The organism is Kitasatospora sp. NPDC001132 (assembly GCF_053598415.1).
The window spans coordinates 124091-143939 of the sequence record NZ_JBSFKF010000018.1 but is presented as its reverse complement, the minus strand read 5'-3'; the positions used below and the strand labels follow the sequence as shown (position 1 = coordinate 143939).

The 19849-nt window shown below is 73.7% G+C and carries 14 protein-coding genes and 2 pseudogenes; 8 read left to right on the top strand and 8 right to left on the bottom strand.

Features of this window, described 5'->3' with window-relative positions:
* Positions 1–736 precede the first annotated feature (736 nt).
* Both ACWDBE_RS23670 and ACWDBE_RS23665 read right to left on the bottom strand, forming a co-directional pair.
* The gene (locus tag ACWDBE_RS23670) at positions 737–1021 is read right to left on the bottom strand and encodes a hypothetical protein (protein WP_449793442.1); all 285 of its coding nucleotides are present in this window, start codon (positions 1019–1021) and stop codon (positions 737–739) included.
* Between the two features lie 235 nt (positions 1022–1256).
* Positions 1257–1409: pseudogene (locus ACWDBE_RS23665) on the bottom strand (DNA polymerase ligase N-terminal domain-containing protein); the annotation flags it as partial.
* A gap of 331 nt (positions 1410–1740) precedes the next feature.
* Here ACWDBE_RS23665 and ACWDBE_RS23660 point away from each other — a divergent pair.
* The 4 genes from ACWDBE_RS23660 to ACWDBE_RS23645 all read left to right on the top strand — a co-directional run bounded on the left by ACWDBE_RS23660 (position 1741) and on the right by ACWDBE_RS23645 (position 6564).
* Entirely contained in the window at positions 1741–2013 is a 273-nt protein-coding gene (locus ACWDBE_RS23660; protein ID WP_449793439.1) for a hypothetical protein, read from the top strand.
* Between the two features lie 469 nt (positions 2014–2482).
* Entirely contained in the window at positions 2483–3814 is a 1332-nt protein-coding gene (locus ACWDBE_RS23655) for an NADH-quinone oxidoreductase subunit D (protein ID WP_449808979.1), read from the top strand.
* 375 nt (positions 3815–4189) lie between these two features.
* A complete protein-coding gene (locus ACWDBE_RS23650; protein ID WP_449808978.1) occupies positions 4190–5350 on the top strand; it encodes a hypothetical protein in 1161 nt (386 codons plus the stop codon).
* Between the two features lie 704 nt (positions 5351–6054).
* Positions 6055–6564 carry a hypothetical protein gene (locus ACWDBE_RS23645; protein WP_449808990.1) on the top strand — a complete coding sequence of 170 codons (510 nt, stop codon included), beginning with the start codon at positions 6055–6057 and terminating at the stop codon, positions 6562–6564.
* A 75-nt stretch (positions 6565–6639) separates the two neighbouring features.
* On the opposite strand, the pseudogene ACWDBE_RS23640 reads toward ACWDBE_RS23645, so the two are convergent.
* Positions 6640–6885 (bottom strand): annotated as a pseudogene (locus ACWDBE_RS23640) (S1 RNA-binding domain-containing protein); the annotation flags it as partial.
* Between the two features lie 179 nt (positions 6886–7064).
* On the opposite strand from ACWDBE_RS23640, the gene ACWDBE_RS23635 reads away from it, so the two are divergent.
* Positions 7065–8147 carry an alpha/beta fold hydrolase gene (locus ACWDBE_RS23635; protein ID WP_449790527.1) on the top strand — a complete coding sequence of 361 codons (1083 nt, stop codon included), beginning with the start codon at positions 7065–7067 and terminating at the stop codon, positions 8145–8147.
* Here ACWDBE_RS23635 and ACWDBE_RS23630 read toward each other — a convergent pair.
* Genes ACWDBE_RS23630 through ACWDBE_RS23610 form a run of 5 tightly spaced genes read right to left on the bottom strand, consistent with a single transcriptional unit; the run spans position 8137 to position 14644 of the window.
* Positions 8137–9426 carry an NAD(P)/FAD-dependent oxidoreductase gene (locus ACWDBE_RS23630; RefSeq protein ID WP_449790526.1) on the bottom strand — a complete coding sequence of 430 codons (1290 nt, stop codon included), beginning with the start codon at positions 9424–9426 and terminating at the stop codon, positions 8137–8139. The two genes, ACWDBE_RS23635 and ACWDBE_RS23630, sit on opposite strands and share 11 nt — an antisense overlap.
* Positions 9426–10202 carry an ABC transporter ATP-binding protein gene (locus tag ACWDBE_RS23625; protein ID WP_449808977.1) on the bottom strand — a complete coding sequence of 259 codons (777 nt, stop codon included), beginning with the start codon at positions 10200–10202 and terminating at the stop codon, positions 9426–9428. The genes ACWDBE_RS23630 and ACWDBE_RS23625 overlap by 1 nt, the downstream gene beginning before the upstream one ends.
* A complete protein-coding gene (locus ACWDBE_RS23620) occupies positions 10199–12076 on the bottom strand; it encodes a dipeptide/oligopeptide/nickel ABC transporter permease/ATP-binding protein (protein ID WP_449790524.1) in 1878 nt (625 codons plus the stop codon). The genes ACWDBE_RS23625 and ACWDBE_RS23620 overlap by 4 nt, the downstream gene beginning before the upstream one ends.
* Before the next feature lies 1 nt (position 12077).
* Positions 12078–13046, bottom strand: a complete 969-nt coding sequence (locus ACWDBE_RS23615; protein WP_449790523.1) for an ABC transporter permease — start codon at positions 13044–13046, stop codon at positions 12078–12080.
* A gap of 14 nt (positions 13047–13060) precedes the next feature.
* Positions 13061–14644, bottom strand: a complete 1584-nt coding sequence (locus ACWDBE_RS23610) for an ABC transporter substrate-binding protein (RefSeq protein WP_449808976.1) — start codon at positions 14642–14644, stop codon at positions 13061–13063.
* A gap of 277 nt (positions 14645–14921) precedes the next feature.
* On the opposite strand from ACWDBE_RS23610, the gene ACWDBE_RS23605 reads away from it, so the two are divergent.
* The 3 genes from ACWDBE_RS23605 (at position 14922) to ACWDBE_RS23595 (ending at position 19755) form a co-directional block, all read left to right on the top strand.
* Positions 14922–16610, top strand: coding sequence for a DUF885 domain-containing protein (locus ACWDBE_RS23605; protein ID WP_449790521.1), 1689 nt, complete (start codon positions 14922–14924; stop codon positions 16608–16610).
* 312 nt (positions 16611–16922) lie between these two features.
* Positions 16923–17270, top strand: a complete 348-nt coding sequence (locus tag ACWDBE_RS23600; protein WP_449790520.1) for a DUF5132 domain-containing protein — start codon at positions 16923–16925, stop codon at positions 17268–17270.
* Positions 17271–17457: 187 nt separating this feature from the next.
* On the top strand, positions 17458–19755 hold the full coding sequence (locus tag ACWDBE_RS23595; protein WP_449790519.1) for an ATP-binding cassette domain-containing protein: 2298 nt from the start codon (positions 17458–17460) through the stop codon (positions 19753–19755).
* The last annotated feature ends 94 nt before the right edge of the window (positions 19756–19849 follow it).

The following is a 19849-nucleotide window of genomic DNA, read 5'->3' as shown; positions in this document are numbered from 1 at the left end:
AGCGGGCCGACCGCCGCCGGGACGAGCGCCTCTCGTTGGTTCGCGGCGCGGGAAGGGGTAGGACACGGGAGGGCCTCCGAGGGTTTGAGGTAACCGTCAGGAGGCCGACAGAGCCACCTGAACGGCCGTAATATGAAAAGAGTATATATGTCGGAAATTCACAGAACCGTCACCGGGTCATGGGGTGCCGCGCCGACCCGCGGCGCACGCGCGTGGTGATCCCTCGCCGTCCGCCGAGAGCCCCGGGCAAGGAGCATGGCCCTGACCGGGTCGCCGGGAACCGTGCGGTCCGGGGGAGTCTCCTGATCGGGCGTCCACCGCGGATCAGGCGTCCACTGCCGGTGGGATCGAGGCCGCCCGTCGCCCACAGCAGGCCGAGGACCTCGGCGGGGACGGCGACGTCCTCGGGGAGGATGCCAAGCTGCGGGAAGCACTGCCGACTCGGGCCGTCCAGTCGCCGCAGGCTCGCCTCGACGGTCATCGCGACGGCCCGCTCCCTGCGGTCGGAGCAGTCCGGAGCGAGACTGCCGGGCCCGTCCCGGACGAGCTGGTCACCGATCAGCTCGACGGCCTCGTCCGGCGTCAGCCCGTCCACAGGGCCGTGTCGGGCGACAGCGGCGCGCGGTCCGGTCCCCGATCGGGTCGGCCGTCGGCCGCATCGGGAGCGGGCGCCGGTCCAGAGGGACGGGAGGGCCGGGAACTCGCGGATCCCGGCCGCCTCGCGGTATCGCGGTGGTCACGCCGACTCGAACTCGACCACCGCGTCGCCCGCAGCCGCGGCAGCGGCGAAGAAGTCCCTCAACCGGCTCAGGTCCGCCGTCAACTCCCCAGCCCGCGCCGGGCCCCACGGAGAGGAGAAGCCGAGGGACACGACCTCTCGCGCCAGCGCGGCGTCCAAGCGGTTGGGTGCGGCCGGGTGTGTGGCCGTCAGGTCGACGGCCGTCAGATGTCCGGTCTCCTCCCAGGCCACCGCCCGTCCCCGGGCCGGCCAGGGTTCGACCTCCTCCGGTTCCGCGGGCATCCTTATCCAGGTCCGCGGCACGGACACCGAGGCACGGCACTGCGGACCAGTGACTCCTCGGCCTCTGGCAGGACATGGTGCCCCATCTCGTCGGGGTTGTCCGCCACCTCGATGGAGAACCGACCGCCGCCGAGTGTCCGACCGAACGGAATCGCCCGGCCGTGGCGCGGTCCGTCGCCAGGCGGCGGTGGGTGCCCTCGTCCCAGAGGATGACGGTGCCCGCGCCGCACTCACCTCCGGCGATGGCGCCCTCGAAATCCGCGTGATCCATCGCATGGTCCTCGGCCGGCATCTCCAGGAGCCTGGCATGCGGGTCGTCGGAGGGGGCCTCGGGCCCTGTCCAGGACTTGAGGACGCCATCCACCGCAGACCGGAAGTCGAAGCGCATCGTGCTGGGCATCGTGGATCTGCACCAGGAAAGCGGGCTCGTCCGACCTCCGGCGAACCCTGCGTCTCCCTGTCCGTCGCGCCGGTCAGGTGACCGGCTCGGGTGCCGGTACGGGTCCCGGCATCGGGCCAGGGTGAGGGCCCGGTTCCGGCGCGGGCGCAGGGGGCGGCTGCGGATCGGGCTCGGGCTGCGGAGGAGCCGGCGGTACCGGGTCGGGGCCACCAGGCGCGGGAACCGGGCCGGGTACGGGCCCGGGCTCCGGCCCACCGGGTCCACGGCCGGGGCGGCATGGCAACTGGCGCTGAGGCACCGGTCACGCGAGCATCGGGCCATGACGGAATCCGAGCCTCCACCGGTGAGCCACGACGCCCACTACCTCGGCGCGACAGCCCATCTCTATGGCTGGCAGGTCACGCGCGAGCAGGACGGGGCGATGCGGTTCTCACTGCTCGACTGGACGCTGCGGGTGGAGTTCTCCCCGGACGGCCGGTTCTCGTCCGCCAGAGCGACCGGTCCCGGCAGCACGGACACCCGACTGGACCTACGGACGGTGATCGACGCGCTCGAGGAGTACGGCAGCCCTGCACTGCCCAAGCAGCCCTGAACCGCCGGTACGCGGCCGACGCCAACGCCCGCCCCGACCGGAGGGACGAGGCGGGGAACCGTAACCGGCACGCAGGCGCCCGCTACGGCCCGCCCTGGGACGTGATCGCCGATCCTGTGGCAGCCAGTCATGTGCCCCGCCCCTCTCCTCCCGGCAGGCCGCTGCGCTCCGGCTGCGCGGTCCCGCCGGACCTTCGGCGCGTGCCGATCATGCAGGCGGTCCGTCTGGCCCGGAACCCGTGACCGTTCCGCAGTATGGCCGTGGCCGTGGCCGGTGCACTGCCGGTCCGGCCGGGTGTTCACGGCAGATGTGCGAGATCCTGGACGTGAGCAGTCCGCGCCCCGAGTCGGGCCCGTGTGGCCGGCGCGAGGCCGGCCTGCCGAGACCGAGGCCCGGCGCGCCCGATCGTGCGTCGCGACACAGGCGCACAGACCGTGACCAACGGACCCGAGCGGAGGTCGTACGGCTGATGAGCGGCATCGAGCACGAGTCGGCAGAAGCGCGGGACACGACCGAGGGCCGCGTCTACACCGTCACCGGTGGCGACTGGGAGGAGGTCGCCGCTGCGCAGCGACGGGCGGACGACGAGCGGATCATCGTCAACATGGGTCCGCAGCACCCGTCCACGCACGGCGTGCTGCGCCTGGTCCTGGAGATCGACGGCGAGACGGTGAAGGAGGCGCGCTGCGGCATCGGCTACCTCCACACCGGCATCGAGAAGAACATGGAGTTCCGCAACTGGGTGCAGGGCACCACCTTCGTGACCCGGATGGACTACCTGACCCCGCTGTTCAACGAGACGGCCTACTGCCTGGCGGTGGAGAAGCTGCTCGGGATCACCGAGCAGGTCCCGGACCGGGCCGGCGTCATCCGGGTGATGATGATGGAGCTCAACCGGATCTCCTCGCACCTGGTGGCACTGGCCGCCGGCGGGATGGAGATCGGCTCCACCACGCTGATGGTCTACGGATTCCGGGACCGCGAGGTCGTCCTGGACGTCTTCGAGCTGGTGACGGGCCTGCGCATGAACCACGGCTACGTCCGGCCGGGCGGTCTCGCGCAGGACCTGCCCCCGGGCGCGCCGGACCAGATCCGCGAGGCGGTCAGGCTGCTGCGCTCGCGGATCCCGGAGTACGACAAGCTGGCGACCCACAACCCCGCCTTCAGGGCCCGACTGGTCGGCGTCGGCTTCCTGGACCTGCCCGGCTGCCTGGCCCTCGGCGCCACCGGGCCGATCCTGCGGGCCACCGGCCTGCCGCACGACCTGCGCAAGAGCGACCCGTACTGCGGTTACGAGACCTATGAGTTCGAGGTCGCGGTGGCCGACACCGCGGACTCCTACGGCCGGTTCCTGATCCGGCTGGAGGAGATGCGCCAGTCGCTGCGGATCGTCGAGCAGTGCCTCGACCGGCTGGCTCCCGGCCCGGTCATGGTGGCCGACAAGAAGATCGCCTGGCCCGCCCAACTGGCCGTCGGACCAGACGGGTTGGGCAACTCCCTCGACCACATCCGCAAGATCATGGGCGAGTCCATGGAGGCGCTGATCCACCACTTCAAGCTGGTGACGGAGGGCTTCCGCGTCCCGACGGGGCAGGCGTACGTGGCGGTCGAGTCCGCCAGGGGCGAGCTGGGCGTGCACGTCGTCTCCGACGGCGGCACGCGGCCGTACCGGGTGCACTTCCGGGATCCGTCGTTCACCAACCTGCAGGCGGTGGCGGCGATGTGCGAGGGCGGGCAGGTCGCGGACGTCATCGTCTCGGTGGCGAGCATCGACCCGGTGATGGGAGGCGTGGACCGATGAGACCCGGCGCACCGCGGACGCGCCGCCAGGCGGGCCGGAAGCAGGCGCGGCGTTCGGCCTTCCGCGCGCGGCGGCAGATACATCTGGCGCGCGGAGCGGGGCTCGGTGCCCGTGTGGCGCCGCTGCAGCACTACCAGGAGTTCCTCCTGGAGCAGGGCGGGAATTGACGTCCCCTCACCCGTCCGCTGCGGCCTCGGAAAATTTCTTCGAACCCGGGTGCAACCCCCCGGCGGGATGGACGTCTATCAGGGTGAGAGGCGGGGAGAGCGAGCCGGCGAAGCCGGGGGGCTCGGGCCGGCTCCTCGGGGCGCGACAGTAGGCGCCCGCTCATCCGATCAAAACCACCATCACCATGTCCTTTGGGGGGACTGTCACATGAACGCGTCCGTTATCGCCCGCATTGCGAAGATCGTCCCGCTGGCCGTCGTCGCCGCCGTCGGTGTCGCCGCCTGCGGCCCGACCAACGGCGGGTCGTCCGTCGCCGCCTCCGCCCCCACCCCCTCGGCCAGCTCCTCGGCCACCCCCGGCGCGGGCGCCGTCCCGACCACCCCCGCCCCAGCCGCGCCCACCACCGCCGCGCCCACCGCCGAGGCCCCGGTCGGGCAGGGCCCCGCCGTCGCCAAGACCGACGTCAAGGCCGACACCAAGTCGGCCGTGAAGCCGGCCACTAAGGCCCCGGCCAAGCCCGCCGGCGGCATCGGGATCACCTTCAACGGCCTCCACCAGGGCCAGAAGATCCAGGTCGGCAACCAGGTCTCGTTCTCGGTCACCTGGAAGAACAACGACGCCTCGGGCACCCGCAGCGTGGCCCCGGTGGTCGCGACCCAGCAGTACGAGGGCGCGCAGTGCCAGCGGATGCTCTCCATGGCGCAGGGCACCCTGGAGCGCAAGGACGCCTCCGGCTGGAAGGCTATGCCCTCGCTGAGCCAGGGCGGCGGCATGGACTACGCCGGCACCGGCAACGACGCGGCCTTCACCCTGGCCGCGGGCGAGAGCCGCACCGTCGAGTACCGGATGGTGCTCGACCGCGGCAACCAGCCGGGCCGACTGCTCGTCGAGGCCGACGCCGTGACGCCGTCCACCTCCCAGGTGCTCACCAAGGGCGTCGTGACCACCTCGGTCGTCGACAGCCACCGCCCGGCAGTGGCCTCCGCCTCCAAGCCCTCTCCGCTCGTCATCGGCAAGACCCCCACCGAGTTCACCTTCAAGGTCACCTCGCCCGACGGCCCGGGCCGGCTGCGCCCGACGGTGTACCTGTCCCTGCCCGCCAGCGAGGGCCTGACCGGGCAGGACGTCACGGTGGAGGCGAAGGTCGGCAACGAGTGGAAGTCCTTCGAGGTGACCGAGGACTGCAACGGGCGGCTCGGCGTGGCGCCGGCCCAGCTGGAGGGCGTGATGAAGGGCAACCCGGTCGAGTACACCTTCCGGGTCGGCCTCAAGCGGGCCCCCGCCGCGCCGGTAGGGATCGAGGTCGGCGGCGCCTCGGACGGCCACTACGGCGCCATCACCACCCTGCGGCCCACCGTCCGGAACTGACGCCGCAAGCCCGCACCTGAAGCCGAGGGGCCAGGCCTCCCGCTGCCCGGGAGGCCTGGCCGCCCAGGCCAACCAGGAATGGTGGTTCGAGCCCGTCGGTTCCGCCTACTACGTCAAGAGCAACGTCAACGGGGCGTACTGCCTGTCCCGCACCGCGCCGGACGCCCAGGGGCAGGTCGCCTGGTACCTCCTTGCGGCCCGCAACGCCAACCCGTTCCGCCTCTGACCACCGCCCTCCCCCCGCTCGAAGGGCCGGCCCCCCGCCGGCCCTTCGACGCGTTCCCGAGCGGTGGCGCCCGCGCCGGGGCGGGCCGACGGCCGGACCCCGGCTCGGACGCTCCGGCCGCCCGCCCGCAGGCACCGGTGACGAAGGCGGCGAGGAGAACTGGTCCAGGGCGCACAACCCGACGACCCGGTCGTCCTTCGGCCGGGCACCGCTACCTCGGACCGGCGAGCAGCTCCTTCACCACGTCGATGCCGACTTCGGAGGTCTCCACCCAAGTGCCGGGCACCGCCCGAGACATGGACGCGGCCCGACAGGTGGGTTCGGTGGATCGGACTCACCGACGCGGCGCGGCGCACGGTCGACCGTGGCGCCCGCCCGCGAGTGCCTTCAGCTCGGGGGCCGAACCATGCGCAACCCGCACCGATCCCCCCAGGGGAGCGGTACGTTGATGCTGCCGACTACGAGGAGAACCACCGACGTGACCATCGACCAGGCTGCCCTCGGCAGCGCCGTGAAGGCCGTCGCCGCCGCCGCGCGCGACGATGATGTGGCTGCGCTGTACCAGGCCGTGATGCCGCCGACGGGCGTGGACACTCCTCCCGGCGAGGCCGCCCAGTGGTTCGGACTGCTCCTTGTCCATCTGGCACTCACCGCCGCGAACGCTTCGAAGCTCGAACAGGGCTGCTCCCGGGAGGCCGTGTCGGCGTGGATCGGGGAGGCGCTGGGCCCTGCACCCACCCCGGCACGGTTGCGTGCCGAGGATCCTGTCCGCATCGACCACGTCGAGGCGGTGAGCGCCGCGGCGGACTACTCCCGGTGTCACGAGTATGCCGTCGACCTGGTCCGGTTGGGCCTGACCGACCCGGACGCGGCACCGGACGAGCGGGGCGTCGACGCCCACTGCGCGGTGACGAACGACAAGAAGACGCGGATCATCGTGATGGCGATGCTCGGCCGCCTCGCCGCCGAGGCCGGCGGGAGAGGTTGACGGCACGGCTTCGGTGGTGCGCGGGCGCAGGGGCCGCAGGGCGATCAGGGACAGGACAGCCTGCCCGCGCCTCTCGGCGTCGACTCCGAGGACCGCCGTGGTCACCCGCTGCCCGGTCGTCACGGCCTCGCCGCAGGAGGAGATCCACTTCCACGAGACCTCCGGTGGTGGGATGAAGCCCACCGAGGGTTCGGGGGCTCCGTCAACGTCGACGAACACGCCGAAGGTCTCGATCGAGGTAACCACTCCCGAGCGTTCTTCGCCCCGACGGAGTGTCGCCAGGAACTCCTTGAGCGCCGGGGAAGGCAGCGGATGGGTCACGGCTGTGACCCTGTGCCACCCCTACTTCGGTGGGCGACCGGCTTGGGCGTTCGATGCGTCGGCGCAGGTCGGGGCGGTTGAGAGGAAGAGGAAGGCGCGGGAGGCGCCGGCCTCGTGCTGGACGGCCCGGGGGAGGATACTGGCAAGGATCGGTTTTCGACTGCCCTCGCGGAGGACCGATGCGCCAGGACGGACGGGTCGCGGACTCCCTGCTCGCGCTGTTGAGCCGGGACTGGCTGGGAGTGCCCGTCGCGGTGCTGGTGGTGGCAGTCGGGGGCCTGCTGGTCGGGACGGGGGCGGCCTGGGCGGTGGCGCTCGGTGGCCTGGTGATGGCCGTCGGTGTGCTGCTGGCGGCGGGAGCCGTGCGGCACCTGGTGCTGGTGGCCCGCGGGGCGCGGGGGAATCCGCCGCCGGGGCGGCTGGTGGACGTGGGCGGTCACCGGATGCACGTCCTCGCCGAGGGGGAGGCGGGGGGCGGGCCGACGGTGGTCTGGGTGCCCGGCGGGCACGCCCCGGGTGAGGACCTCCGGGAGCTGCACACGATGCTGGCGGCGAGGGCCCGGTCGGTGCTGGTGGACCGCCTCGGGACGGGCTGGAGCGACGTCGGGCCGTTCCCGCGGACGACGGCGGCCGAGGCGCAGGAGCTTCCGGCGGCGCTGGAGGAGGCGGGGGAGCGGGCTCCCTTCGTGTTCGTCGGTCACTCCTTCGGCGGGCTGCTGGTCGCGAACGTGGCCAGGCGTCGGCCGGACCTGGTGGCCGGCCTCGTGCTGCTGGATCCGACGCCCCTGGAGGTGATCGCCTTCGCGCCGCCCAACCGGCAGCTGGCGGCGATGCGCCGTGGCCTCCTGCGGACGGCGGTGCGGCAGCTGTTCGGCGCCCGCCGCGGCCCCGGGCTCAGGACCGGGCCGGCCTGTGCCGCCGCGTCGGTCTTCGCCGAGCTGTCGCCGTCCGGGCTGGCGCGAGTGGGTTGGGAGACCGTGGTGTACGACGGTGACCTCGGCGACCTGCCGCTGGTGCTGGTGATACCGCGGGACCTCGTCGGCGGTGAGGCGGTGCTGGCCGGTGCCCGGGACGCGGCCGAGGCGGAGCGGATCAGCCGCTTCTACCTCCGGAGCAGGACGCGGTACCTGGCGGCGTCGACATCGTCCCGGCTGGTGTACACGCCGGAGGGGACGGGCCATGACTTCCCGCACGAGGCGCCCGAGTTCGTGGTCGGTGTGGTCGAGGACCTGGTGCGGGAGCTGGGCGCGGTCAGCCCATGACCGTCCGGGCGGAGTCGGGTCGCAGCGGGCGCAGGCGGGAGTAGGCACCCAGGTCGACGACGTTGCCGGTGTGGTCGCAGCGGTGGCGGACCGGGGTGCGGTCGTGGTCGTGGCCGGACTCGACCGCGTCGATCAGGGCGGTCAGGTAGCGGCCCACCAGCGGGGCGTTCTTGAACTGGTTGCCGCTGGTGCCCATGGCGACGTAGTAGCCGGCCAGGGCGGTGCGGTCGTAGATCGGGGTCCAGTCGTCGGCGACGTCGTACACGCCCGCGATCCCGAGGGGCCGGTTGGGGACGCCGATCTCCGGGAAGCGGCGGGCCGCCCGGGTGACCTGGGTCCGGAAGCGGCGGGCGGTCGGGCGGGGGTCGGCTTCGTCCGGGTCGTCGATCCACTGCGGCGGGTCGCAGGCCGGCTCGGTGCCGCCGACCAGGAGCCGGCCGCCGGGGGCCGCTCGGAGGTAGGTGCCGAGGTCGAGGTCGGCGACCACCGGGCCGAAGCCGGGGGCGGTGACCTGGTGCACCTCCTCGCGCAGCGGCCGTACACCGACGGTGAAGTCGTCGCCGACGCCGGCCAGCCGGTTGAGGCCGCCCGACCACGGGCCGGCGGCGTTGACCACGACCGGTGCGGCGATCCGGGTGCCGTCGGCCAGCCGTATGCCCGTCACCCGGCCCGCGGCGCGGTCGACGGCCACCACGGTGTGGTGGAACAGGAAGCGCGCGCCCAGCTCGCCCGCCGCGTCCGCGAGGTTCTGGGCGGCGAGCTGCGGGTCGTCGACGAACCCGGCGTCCGGGGTGAAGAGTGCGCCGAGTTCGCCGGAAGGCGCGTCGAAGAACGCGTCGTCGTCCACGGGTTTCGGCGGCCAGTACCGGCCGGCGTCGATCCCGGGCAGGTGGCGGCGCAGCGCGCCGGCGTCCCACCGTTCGTACGGGACGCCGGCGCGGTCGAACAGCGCGGTGACGGCGGACGGGTCGGCGGCGGGGGAGTCGAGCAGGACGACGCCGGTGCGGTGGAAGGCGGCGAGCGGGCGGTGGCCGGTGAGCCGGAGGTGCTCGGGCCAGGACGTCCAGAGGTGTTGGGCCTCCCAGGCGGTGGCGACCCCGTCGAAGGTGGAGTAGTTGAACCGGATGATCGCGCTGGAGGCGCTGGTGGAGCCGTGGCCGGCGGCGCCCGCCTTGTCGACGACGGTCACCTGCCGTCCGGTGCGGGCGAGTTCGAGGGCGATGGCGGCGCCGATCACTCCGGCTCCGACCACCACGGCGTCCGCTGGGCGACTGGGCATCAGGACCTCCCGGAGGGCAGGCGGGGCACGGCGTCGAGCAGCGCCCGAGTGTAGGGGTGCCGCGGCGTGCGCAACAGGGCCTCGGTGGGGGCGGTTTCGACGATCCGGCCGTCCCGCATGACCGCCAGCACGTCGGAGACGTGGCAGACCGCGGGCAGGTTGTGGCCGATGAACAGCATGGACAGGCCGAGCCGCCGCTGGAGGTCGCGGATGGTGTTGAGGACGGCGGCCTGCACCGACACGTCCAGGGCCGAGGTGATCTCGTCGGCGATCAGCAGGCCGGGCTCGACGGCCAGGGCACGGGCGACGGCGACCCGCTGGCGCTGGCCGCCGGACAGCTGGTGCGGCAGGCGGTCCGCGAACTCGGTTCCCAGGCCGACGAGTTCGAGCAGGGCGGGGACGCGTTCGGCCCGGGCCGGCCGGTCGAGCCGGTGGAAGGAGGTGGCCGCTTCGAGGAGCGTCCGGCGGACGGTCATCCTGGGGTCCAGTGCGGTGTCCGGGTCCTGGAGGACGATCTGGACCAGTCGGCCGAGCCGGCGCCGGTCGCCGACCGTCCGGACCCGGACCTCCCGGCCGTCGAGCAGGACCCGGCCGCCGTGCACGGGCGTGAGACCGACGATCGCGCGGGCCAGGCTCGACTTCCCGGAGCCGGACTCGCCCACGAGCCCGAGCGTGGTGCCGGCCGGGATCTCCAGCGAGACCCCGTCGACGGCGGCGACGGGGCCGTACGGGCCGTGGTGGCGGACGGTGAGGTCGAGGAGCTGAAGGGTGGTCATGGGGCGAGGACCTCCACCGGCGCCGGGTTCCAGCACGCCACCCGGTGGTCCGCGTCGAGCTCTCCCAGCGGCGGGGCCTGTTCGGCGCAGTGGTCCCGGCGGCGCGGGCAGCGGGGCTCGAACGGGCAGCCCGGGGCGGGCGCCAGCGGGTCGGGCGGTGCGCCCTGCACCGTGGGCAGCGGCCGGTCGCGGTCCGCCGCGAGGTCCGGTACCGACGCGACCAGGGCCCGGGTGTAGGGGTGCCGGGCGCCGCCGGCGAGCCGGTCGGCGGGCAGCGACTCGACGACGGCCCCCGCGTACATCACGAGGACGCGGTCGCAGAACTCGCCGACCAGTGCGACGTCGTGGCTGATGAACAGGACGGCGGCGGAGGTCTCCCGCCGGATGTCGGACAGCAGCCGGGTGATCTGCCGCTGCACGGTGACGTCCAGCGCGGTGGTCGGCTCGTCGGCGATGACCAGGCCCGGTCGCAGCATCAGCCCGGCGGCGATCATCACCCGTTGGCGCTGGCCGCCGGAGAGCTGGTGGGGGCGCGAGCGCAGCAGTTCGGGGGGAAGGGCGACCTTGCGCAGCGCGTCGGCGGCCTCCGACAGCGCCTGGGCACGGCTCGCGCCGCGGTGCGCCCGGACGGCCTCGGTGAGCTGGGTGGAGATCCGCAGGGACGGGTTGAGCGCGGAGGCCGGGTTCTGGAAGACCGTCGTCAGGCCGGTCGCGAGGTGGCGGTCGCGTTGCTTCGGCGTCATGGTGGCGAGGTCGGCGCCGAGCAGCCGGAGGGTCCGCCGGGTGACGCGGGCCCGTTCGGGCAGCAGGTCGGCGATGGCGAGCGCGGTGAGCGACTTGCCGGAGCCGGACTCGCCGACGAGCCCGACGATCTCGCCGGGGCGCAGGGAGAGGCTCACGTCGCGCACCGGCCGGATCATCCCGCCCGGGGTGGGGAGTTCGACGCTGAGGTCCTCGACCTGGAGCACCAGGCCGTCCTCGGCGGACACTCCCCCGGCCTTCGGTCGGGGGGACCCGCATGGGGCGGTCGGCGGCGCGGGTGTACGGGGTGCCGGGGTGCGCCGGGCGACGCCGCCGGCCAGGACCTCGCCGAGCAGTTGGAACGTCACCGCCGCGTAGAGGACGGCCAGACCGGGGGCGAGCGCGGGCAGGGGGTCGGCGTAGATCCGGTCGAGTCCCTGGTTGAGCAGCTGCCCCCAGTCGTAGTCGGGTGGTTGGACACCCAGGCCGAGGAAGCTCAGCCCGGCGAGCGCGACGAGGGCGGTGCCCGCGGCCGTGGTGGTGGCCAGCAGCAGCGGTTCGGCGATGTTCGGCAGGACGTGCCGCCACAGCAGCCGGTGTCGGCGCAGGCCGAGCACCCGGGCCGCGGCCAGGTGGTCGGTGCCGGCGACGGCGGCGGCGAGCGTCTGGGCGAGCCGGGCGAAGCCGGGGACGCCGGCGACGGCGAGGGCGAGCACCGCTCCGGCGGCGCCCGCGCCGAACACGACCGCGAGGAACATCGCGACCAGCAGCGCGGGGAAGGCGAGGAGCAGGTTGATCAGCGCGGTGAGCAGCCGGCGGGCGCGGTGGCCGACCACGGCGGTGGCCGCGCCGAGCAGGACGCCGCCGGTGGCGCCGAGCAGGGTGGCGGCCAGGGCCAGCAGCAGGGATGGCCTGGTGGCGGTCAGGACCCGGGCGAGGACGTCCCGGCCGAGGTTGTCGGTGCCGAACGGGTGGGCGGTGGAAGGGCCCTGGAGCACCGCGAAGGGGTCGGGACGGTCGGCCGCGGTGCCCCACAGGAGCGGTGCGACCAGTGCGAGGACGAGCAGCGAGGCCAGCATGACCGCCGAGGTCCAGGCCATCGGTGAGCGGAGGTGCCGGGTGGGAAGGGACATCTCAGCTCTCCCGGATCGTGGAACGCGGGTCCAGCACCGCCAGCAGCACGTCGACCAGGAGGCCGGAGAGCAGCACGGTGGAGCCCAGGATCAGCACCATCGCCTGGATCACCGGGTAGTCCTGGCTGACCACGGACTGGGCCATCGCCGAGCCGATGCCGGGCCAGGCGAACACCTTCTCCACCAGGACGGTGCCGGCGATCATGGCGGGCAGCAGGCTCCCGGCGACGGTGAGCGCGGCGGTGGCCATGTTCGGCGCGGCGTGCCGCAGGTAGCGGCGGGCGGGGGACAGCCGTTTGCCGCGTGCGGTGCGCAGGTAGTCCTCGCCCAGCACCTTCAGCGCCTCCACCCGGACGATGCGCACCAGGACGGCCGTCGGCGCGAGGGCGAGCGCGAGGACCGGCAGCACGAAGGACTCGGCACCCGCCGCGCCGGCCACCGGCAGCAGCTGGAGGCCGACGGCCAGCAGTGCGGTGAGCCCGGCGGCCAGCACGAAGTCCGGCACCCCGGCCAGGCCGGCGGTGAGCACGGTGAACGCCAGCTCGCTGCGCGGGCGCCGGCCGTCGCGGGTGCGGACCGCGGCGAGCAGCCCGCCGGGCAGGGCCACGGCGAGGGTGACCAGGAAGGCCAGGCCGGCGATCTCCAGGGTGGCCGGCAGCCGGGTGCGGACCAGCTCGGCGACCGGCGTGCCGGTGACCAGCGACGTTCCGAGGTCGCCGTGGACGAGGCCGCCCAGGTAGTGCCGGAACTGGGTCGGGAACGGTACGTCGAGGCCGAGTTGGTGTCGGCGCGCGGAGACCAGGGCGGGGGCGGCGTCGACACCGAGGGCGGCGCGGACCGGGTCGCCGGGGACGAGGCGGATCATCGCGAAGGAGGCGGTGAGCACGATGACGAGGGAGAGGACCAGTCGGGCGGTGCGGCGGCCGAGGAACGCCGTCCAGGGGTTCCGCAGCAGGCGGGGCAGGGACACGGTCGGCCTCCCGGTCACCGGTGGAGGCGGATGCTGGTGGGGACGAGCTGGCCGCCGAAGGTGGTGGTGAAGGTGGTGCTCCGGCCGTACACGGTGCTCCGGCCGTCGGCGATCGGCAGGGCGTCGGCCGAGCGGAAGAGCGCGGCGGCGGCCCGGTTCCAGGTGCCGCAGCCTTCGGTGTCCTGCTCCCGGAGGGCCTGGGCGACCAGGGCGTCGTACTCGGGGTCGGTGACGCCCGCGAAGTTCAGCCCCTGGGAGGGGGCGGGGCCCGAGAAGAACGGGATGAAGCCGACCGGCAGGGCGAAGCCCGGAGTGGTGCCGACCACGACGTCGAAGTCGCCGGTCTGGTACATGGCGTTGACGAGGGCGGGCAGGCTCTCGGTGACGAGCTTGACGTCCGCGCCGAGCGCCGTCCAGGTCCGGGCCATCAGCTCGGCGGCGGGTGGCAGGGTGGGGCCGAGGTCGGGGCTGGTGATCAGGCGCAGCCGCAGCGGTCGGCCGTCCTTGGTCAGCCGGCCGTCCGGCCCGCGGGCCCAGCCGGCGGCGCGCAGGGCCTCGGCGGCGTCCTGGGCGGGCAGGTTGGCGTCGGCGAGGTCGGCGTGGCAGACGGCGCCCTCGGCGCCGAAGTCGCCGGCCGGGTGGCCGGTGCCGCCGACGGCGACGTTGGCGAGGCCCTGGCGGTCCAGGGCGGACACCAGGGCCCGGCGCAGTGCCGGGTCGGCGAGCGGGTGGCCGGGGCGCTGGTTGAAGAAGGTCAGCCCGACCACCGTCGCCACGTCCTCGGCGGTCAGGCCGTGGCCGGTGAGCCGGGCGCGGTCCGGCCCGTTCACGCTCGCGATGTCGATGCCGCCGGTGAGCAGCAGGTTCGCCGCGGTCGCCGCCTGGGGCACCACCGAGAGGACGATCCGGGCCGGCAGGCCGGGCGCAGCGGTGGTCGCCCCGGCCGGGCCCCAGCTGTAGCCCTCGCGGACGGTGAACTCGTAGGGCCCGCCGGGGGAGTAGCGGGTGAGCACGTACGGGCCGGTGCCCCGGGTGGTGCGTCCGAGCGACGGCGGATCGTCGAGCCCGGTGGGGCAGACGATCGGCAGCAGGCCGAGGGTGCGGGTGAGGAACGGGAAGGGCGCGGTGGTGGTGGCGGACACCGTGCCGGCCCGGTCGTCGGCGCTCGCGGTGAACGGGACGTTCGGCAGGACGGTCTGGGCACCGGCCAGCTGCTTGGCCGGGTCGCTCGCGTACGTCAGCGCCCGGGCCACGGCGGAGGCGGTGAGCGGGGTGCCGTCGGAGCAGGTGACGTCCGGGCGGAGGGTGAAGGTGGCCGTGGTGGTGGAGGCCTGCCAGGAGGAGGCGAGGCCGGAGACCACGGTGCCGTCGGGGGCGAGGTTGACCAGCGAGTCGTAGGAGAAACGGGCCTGACTGGCCCCGAAGGTGGAGTACGGGTCGAAGCTCGGCGTCTCGCTGGACGCGGCGATCCGGACGGTCCCGCGCTCCACGAGCAGAGTGCTCGTCGAGGACGGGGCGGCGCCCCCGCAACCGGCCGTCGCGAGGGCCAGTACGGCGGCGGTGAGGGAGCGGGCGGCCGACGGGGTGCGACGGGGCATGGGCGTCATGGTGCCACCGAGTTCTGTCCCTGGCGAGTCAACTCGCCTGCACAGTAAGCGTGTTCGAATAGCGCGTGGTGCAGGTCGGGGTCGGATCGTTCCTTCCCGGGTGACGCCTCCCGGAGGCCTCGGTCGGGACGGCCCGACGGGCCGGCACGGGGGTTCCGTACCGGCCGGCGCCGGTGCGCCCTCCGTCGCCTCACCCGTTCGAGGGACACGGGGGCTGCCGCCCCGTGGACCGGGTGGCAGGGCGGCCCGTCACCGCCACACTGGCCGCATGAGCGTGAGGACGAACGAGCCCGGCCATCTGGCGGACCGCTACTGGGAGTTCCTGCTGGAGCGCGAGCCACTGCTGAGAGTCCGCCAGGGGCTCCCGGTCGAGACGCTGCCCCCGGCCTCGCCCGCCGAGGCCGAGGAGCGGGCGCGGTTCGCCGAGGGGGTGCTGGCCGGGGTGCGGGCGCTCGACGGCGCGGAGCTGTCCGGCACGGATGCCGACACCGTCGGATTCCTCGCGGGGCTGGCCGAGCAGGAGGTGCGCGCCCACCGCTGCTACTGGCTGACACCCGCGGCCACGCCGTACCGGCTGTTCCCGCTGTCGCTCTACGTCGACGCGGTGTTCCGCCCGTTCGTCTTCGCCGGACGGGCCGACTGCGAACGGTACGTGTCGCTGGTGCGCGAGCTGGCCCGGGTGGTCGGCTCGATCGCCGACCGGACGGCGGAACAGGCCACCCGTGGCTTCCGGGTGGCAGCCCCGGCCCTGGCCGGGGCGCGCGCCACGCTCGTCGGCCTGCGGACCTCCGTGGCGCAGCGGGTGGAGGTGGACGACGGTCGGCTCCGCGGGCTGGGACCGGCCGAGCACGGGCACCTCAGGGCCGGCGTACGGCGGCTGGTGGACGGCGAGTTGGTGCCGGGCTTCGACCGGCTGCTCGCCCTCCTCGACGACCCGGACTACCGGCGGGAGGCGCCGCAGGAGGTCGGCTGGGCGCGCTACGAGGGCGGCGAGGAGGCGTACCGGGACTTCGCCCGGACCCACAGCGGGGGCGACACGCCGCCCGAGCGTCTGCACGAGCTGGGCCGCGAGCAGTGCCTGGAACTCGCCGAGCGGATGCGGGAGGTGCGCGGAACGCTGGGCTTCCACGGCTCGGAGGCCGAGTTCCACGAGCGGCTGCGCACCGAGCCCCGGCTGTACGCCCGGACCCCCGAGGAGGTCGAGGCCCGCTACCGGGGCTACCTCGACCGGCTCGCCCCGCTGCTGCCGCGCTGGTTCGCGGTGCTACCGGCCGCGCCGTACGGGCTGGCGCGGCTGGACCCGGCACTGGAGGCGGGGATGACCTTCGGGTACTACGAGCAGCCGACTCCGGCCGCGCCGGTCGGGCGCTACCGCTACAACGGGTCTGGCCTGGAGGGGCGTTCGCTGATCGGCGCGGCCTCCCTGATCCACCACGAGCTGGCTCCCGGGCACCACTTCCACCTCGCCCGGCAGGCGGAGAACCGCGCCCTGCCCCAACTGCGCCGCGAGGTGGCCGAGTTCGGCGCCTTCAACGAGGGCTGGGCCGAGTACGCGGCGGGTCTCGGCTGGGAGATGGGCCTCTACGACGATCCGTGGGACGCCTACGGGCGCCTCGCGCAGGAGCGGTTCACCGCGCAGCGCCTCGTCGTCGACACCGGGCTCAACCTCGGGACGATGGGCCTGGAGCAGGCCCGGGACTTCATGCGCGCCAACTCCACCGAGGCGGAGGGCCAGATCGCCTCGGACCTGCTGCGCTACGCGACGGATCTGCCCGGGCAGGCGCTCTCCTACCGGGCGGGGTACCTGGAGTTCGTCCGGCTGCGGGCCCGGACGGAGGCCGAGCTGGGCGCCGGGTTCGAGGTGCGGGCCTTCCACGAGGCGGTGCTGGGTGGCGGTGGGCTGCCGTTTCCGGCGCTGGGGCGGCGGGTGGAGCGGGAGGCTGGCAATCTGCATTGATCTGAAAATCGGATCATATGTTAAATCAATGGCTCCGCGTGTCACAACCTGCGGAAGGGGTGTTTTGTAAAGCACTCGCACGGGTGAATCTGCCGAGGATATTTGGCCCCGACGGGACCGGCTCGACTACGGTGACCAAGGAGCGGGCGGTGGACCCCATCGACTGAGGAATTCGGCCCAGTAGGGAAATCCGGCACGGGAATCGAGAATTCCGGACATGGGTGCTTCGGCCCGCTCTGTTGTGCGTGCTCCGGAGTTCGCAGTGCCCCCGGGGTCCCCTGTCATCCGTCTGCGTAGAGAGGTTGGAGCATCATGCCGCCCGTAGTACCGCCCTTCCTGGTCGGCCTCATCGTCGCGCCACTGGCCAAGCGCCTCCTCAAGCCGCTGGTGCGCGGCGTCGTCAAGACGTCCGTCGGAATCGTGATGGAGGTGAAGAAGGCGGCCCACGAGGCCGGGGAGAACATCCACGACCTCGCGGCCGAGGTGGCCGCCGACATGGTGGCCGCGCAGGTCGCGTCCGACGAGCACCATCACCGGGCCGCCGAGGGCGCCACGCCGAACGGCGAGAAGGAGGACGAGGCCGTCCACCGGACCGAGCAGGAGGCGAGGGGCCCCAGGATCCGCGCGACCGCCGGCTCCGGCGCAGGCAAGACGAACTGACGCCCCCGCCCGAGCCGCCGCCTGGGCGCGTGTTCCGGTCGAACCCGGAGGATGTGTCCGAGCGGCGGGTCGGCCGTCGGCCCGAGGGCCGCACCGCATTCCCCTCCAGAATTCCCACTTCGTCGCAGTGCTCCGCCATGCCCAATGACGGCCCATCCGCGACCTCCGCAAACAGGTGATCGTACACATGCCATCTCTGCTGGGTGCCGCAGCCGGGAACCTCTCCGTGGATTCGGACGTGCGTCCGCGTTCGGTCGTCCCGGGGCGCCAGCGCTGGGACGTCAAGCCGGTCCTCGGGCGGCCCAGGACCGCCGAAATCCTCGCCGCCGCCCTACGGCGCGTCCCCGGGATCACCGAGGCGCAGGCAAGCCCGATCACCGGTGGGGTCCTCGTCCGGTACGACGCGCGGGTGCGCGCCGCGGACGTCGGCCGGATCATCCGCAGGGCGGTCGCCCTGGTCACCCAGGGGCCGGCCGGGACAGGCGGTCCGCTGCCGCCCCGGCCCGCCGCCGCACCGGCCCCGCGCCCGGACCGTGGCCTGGTCGTACGCCCGGTCCTCGCCGTCGGCGGCGGGGTGGCGGCCGGCGTCGCGCTGATCCGCGGGTCGGCGCTCAGCAGGCAGCTGGTGGCACTCGGCGGGGTCGCGGCCGCGACCGTGGCCGTCCTGCGGAGGGCCTGGCGCAGAACCGTCGACACGGCCGGCGAACTGGCCGGGCTCGGGGACGAACGCCACCCCCTGCTGGAGATCGTCGGACCACACCGGCGGCGGCTCCTGCGCGCCTCCGCGCTCTCGGTCGCCTGCCAGTTCTCGGAGATGGCGCTCGCCACCTTCCTCGGCTGGACCGCCCTGGTCCTCATCAAGGGCGAGGCCGCACCGCTGGTCCGCCTCGGCCTGACCACCGCCTCCGCCCAACTCTGGGGCCTGGCCGGGCTGGTGGCCGTCGCCTGCGCCGCCGTCGCGGGCCTGTCGTACTCCTCGAACCTCCAGTGGCGCGGGCTCGGCCAGGACATCGAGCACGACTGGCGCAGCCGCACCTACGACCACGTGCAGCACCTCGAACTGCGGCACCTGGAGGGCGAGCGGACCACCCGGATCGCCGGAGTGCTCACCGACGACGTCCGCCAGCTCGGCGCCTTCTTCGCCACCTCGGCCAACGACGTGCTGCAGATGGGCACCAGCCTGGCCGTCCTGGTGCCGGTGTTCCTGCTGCTGGCACCGCAGATCGCCTGGATCGCCTTCCTGCCCATCCCGGTCATCGCCTGGCTGTCGCTCCGCTACCAGGAGAAGGTCACCGCCGACTACGCCGTCGCCGGGGAGGACCGGGCCAGGCTGCACAGCCAACTGGTGAACACCCTGGAGGCCGGCGCCACCGTCAAGAGCTTCTGCACCGAGGACTACGAGGCCGGGCGCATCGACCGGCTGAGCGCGCGGGCCCAGGACAGCAACGAGCAGACCGACCGGAGCACGATCCGGCACGCCGAGACCGTCCGGGTCTGCACGACCAGCTCGATGGCCGGCACCCTGCTGATCGGCGGCCGGTCGGTGCTCGACGGCAGCCTGCGGTTCGAGGTGTTCAGCCCGCTGATCGGGCTGCCCCAGATGGTGCTGCTGCGGATGAACCGGCTCGGCGGCATCGTCGACCAGTACCAGCGCACCCTCTCCGCCTACGACCGGGTCCACCGGCTGCGCGCCCTGCCCGTCGAGGCCGAGGGCACCGGCGACCCGCTCGACACCGACAAGGTGCGCGGCGAGATCGTCCTCGACGACGTGACCTTCGCCTACCCCGGCCGGCCGCCGGTGCTGGAGGACCTCTCGCTGACCATCCCCGCCGGGCGGGTCACCGCCCTCGTCGGCGCCACCGGCTCCGGCAAGACCACGGTCGCCAAACTGCTGATGCGCTTCCAGGACGCGGAGTCCGGCAGCGTGCTGCTCGACGGACAGGACATCCGGGAGCTGCGGCGGCACGACCTGCGCCACGCCATCGGCTTCGTCGCCCAGGACCCGTTCCTCTTCGACGGCAGCATCGCCGACAACATCCGCTACGGCAGCTTCGGAGCCTCGGACGAGGCCGTGGTCAGGGCGGCCACCATGGCCGAGGCCCACACCTTCGTCGCGGCGCTCCCGGACGGCTACGACACCCTGATCGGCGAACGCGGCGCCGCGCTCTCCGGCGGCCAACGGCAGCGGATCGCCCTGGCCCGCGCGATCCTCAAGGACTCGCCGGTGGTGATCCTCGACGAGGCCACCTCCGCCGTGGACAACGAGACCGAGGCCGCCATCCAGCGCACCCTGCGCAGCTTCGCGGCCGACCGGACCATGGTCGTCATCGCCCACCGGCTCTCCACCGTCCGCCACGCGGACCGGATCTACGTCATGGACAAGGGCGGCGTGGTGGCCGAACAGGGCACCCACGACGAACTCCTCGCCCTGCACGGGCTCTACGCATCCCTCTGGCAGCTCCAGGCCGGCGAACTCGCCGCCTGACCACAGCGGCAGCGCCCGCCCGCCGACCGCGTGACGCCACCGCGGTCGGCGGGGCCCGGCGCGCCCTGCCCGCACGCCTGCCCACACTTCTGGA